The organism is Micromonospora maritima (genome assembly GCF_902825405.1).
Classification (GTDB): Bacteria; Actinomycetota; Actinomycetes; order Mycobacteriales; family Micromonosporaceae; genus Micromonospora; species Micromonospora maritima.
The window spans coordinates 1-2462 of sequence record NZ_CADEAU010000668.1 but is presented as its reverse complement, the minus strand read 5'-3'; the positions used below and the strand labels follow the sequence as shown (position 1 = coordinate 2462).

Annotated in this window: 4 protein-coding genes; all 4 read left to right on the top strand. The window is 76.8% G+C overall.

Annotated elements, in window-relative coordinates; genetic code table 11:
- A partial coding sequence (locus HUW36_RS30805; RefSeq protein ID WP_174531297.1) for a histidine phosphatase family protein occupies positions 1–393 on the top strand: 393 nt, incomplete at its 5' end.
- Positions 394–441: 48 nt separating this feature from the next.
- On the top strand, positions 442–1290 hold the full coding sequence (locus tag HUW36_RS30800; protein WP_174531296.1) for a DegV family protein: 849 nt from the start codon (positions 442–444) through the stop codon (positions 1288–1290).
- Positions 1291–1330: 40 nt separating this feature from the next.
- A complete protein-coding gene (locus HUW36_RS30795; RefSeq protein WP_174531295.1) occupies positions 1331–2107 on the top strand; it encodes an SDR family NAD(P)-dependent oxidoreductase in 777 nt (258 codons plus the stop codon).
- Between the two features lie 127 nt (positions 2108–2234).
- Positions 2235–2462 (top strand): hypothetical protein (locus HUW36_RS30790; protein WP_174531294.1); only part of this gene is annotated, 228 nt, incomplete at its 3' end.

The window sequence follows — 2462 nt, the reverse complement described above, 5'->3', positions numbered from 1 at the left end:
CTGCGCGAGCGGCACTTCGGCCGGTGGCAGGGCCTGGCCCTCACCGAGGTCGCCGAGCGTTTCCCCGACGAGTACGCCCGGTGGCGGGCCGGCGACCCCGACCCCGGGGCCGGCATCGAGAACCTGGACGACCTCGGCACGCGGCTCGGCGCCGCCTTCCGCGACGCGGCCGACCTGGCCGCCGGCGGCACCGTGGTGGTGACCACCCACGGCGGCGGCGCCCGGCAGGGCGTCGGCCACCTGCTCGGCTGGGACCACGCGGTGCTGCGCAGCGTCGGCTCGCTGGCCAACTGCCACTGGACCGAGCTGCGCCACGACGACGTGCGGGGCTGGCACCTGCGGGCGCACAATGTCGGGCTGATCACCCAGCCGGCGCTCACCGACGCGGTCTGAGGCGTCCGGCCCCGGCGCGGCACCGCCACATCCGCTAGCGTGCCGGTCATGCCCGTAGCGGTCGTCACCGACTCCACCGCCTACCTGCCCCCCGAGCTGGTCCGCGCACACCGGCTCACCGTCGTCCCGCTGACCGTCGTGCTCAACGGCGCCGAGGGACTGGAGGGCGTCGAGACGTCCCCGGCCGACGCCACCCGCGCGCTGAGCGCCCGCCGGGTCTCGGTGAGCACCTCCCGCCCCGCCCCGGAGCAGTTCGCGCAGGTCTACCGCAGGCTGCTGGCCGAGGGCGCCGACGGCGTCGTCTCGGTGCACCTCTCCGCCGAACTCTCCGGCACCGTCGAGGCGGCCCGGCTGGCCGCCGCCGAGATCGGCGACCGCGTCACCGTGGTCGACAGCCGCTCCACCGGCATGGGCCTGGGCTTCCCGGTGCTGGCTGCCGCCACGGCCGCCGCCGAGGGCGCCGACCTGACCGGGGTACGCGCGGCGGCGCTGGACGCGGTCGGCCGGACCACCATCTTCTTCTACGTCGACACGCTGGAGTTCCTCCGTCGGGGCGGCCGGATCAACGCGGCCGAGGCGCTGCTCGGCACCGCCCTCTCGGTCAAGCCGATCATGCACATGCCGGACGGCGCCATCGTGGTGAGGGACAAGGTCCGCACCGCCAGCCGGGGCGTGGCGCGCCTGGTCGACCTGGCGGTCGAGGCGGCTGGCGACGCCGAGGTCGACCTCGGGGTGCACCACCTCGCCGCCCCGCAGCGCGCCGAGCAGTTGCTGGCGGCGTTGACCGGGCGGCTGGACGGCCGGCTGCACGACACGTACGTCACCGAGGCCGGCGCGGTGGTCGCCGCGCACGCCGGACCCGGGCTGGCCTGCGTGGTCGTCCACCGCCGCCGGTGAACCGGTGTTCGGGCCTCGTGCCCGCGATCCGGAGCCCTCGATGAACGCCCGCTCGTACGTCGTCACCGGGGGCGGCCGGGGCGTGGGGCGGGCCGTCGTGGAGCGGCTGGTCGACGACGGCGGCACGGTGGTCGTGGTCGAGCGGGACGCGAGCGCCCTGGACTGGCTGGGCGGGCACCCCGCCGCCGACCGGCTGCACGCGGTGACCGGGGACGCCGCCGACGAGGCGGTCACCGAACGGGCCGCCGACCGGGCCGAGGAAGTCGCCCCGTTGGCCGGTTGGGTCAACAACGCCGCCGTCTTCCGTGACGCCGCGCTGCACCGTGCCCCGGCGGGCGAGGTGTTCGACCTGATCGCGGTCAACCTGCGTCCCGCCGTGGTCGGCGCCGGCACCGCGGTACGCCGGTTCCTGGCCGCCGGCAGCGGCGGCGCGATCGTCAACGTCTCCTCCCACCAGGCCCGCCGGGCGGTTCCCGGCGCGTTGCCGTACGCCACCGCCAAGGCCGCGGTGGAGGGGCTGACCCGGGCGCTGGCGGTCGACTACGGTCCGCACGGCATCCGGGCCAACGCGGTCGCGCTCGGCTCGATCCACACCGAGCGGCACGCCGCCTTCCTCGCCGGGCTGGAGCCGTCCGGGGCGGACCGGGTGGGGGCCGAGCTGGCCCGGCTGCACCCTCTGGGCCGGATCGGTAGCGCCGCGGAGGTGGCCGACGTGGTTGCGTTCCTGCTGTCGACGCGGGCCTCCTTCGTCAACGGCGCGACGCTGCCGGTCGACGGGGGCCGGGCGGCGCTCGGCCTCGACCCCGAGGCGCGCTGACCGGCACCCCGGCGACCGCTAGCACATCGACGGCCCGGTCGGGCCCTGTCCACAACCGCGCCGTCGTCCACAGGCGAGGGTGTGCGAGCCGGAGTTCCGGTCGTCTGCCGCCGTAGCGTCCCGAGCCGTGCCAGACGACGAGGAAACGACGGTACGGCGGCGGCTCTCCCGGCTGTTCACGCCGGCGGACCGGACGGCGGTCGGCACGCCGGATCCGGACGACGGCGGGCCGGTCTCGGTCCGGGCGACGTCGACCGCGTACCCCCGTTCCGAACCGCGGCGCGGCGACCCGGGCGCCGACGTGGGGGCGGGCCGGCCGTCCGGGTGGGACCGGGCGTTCGTGGCGCACGGGGCC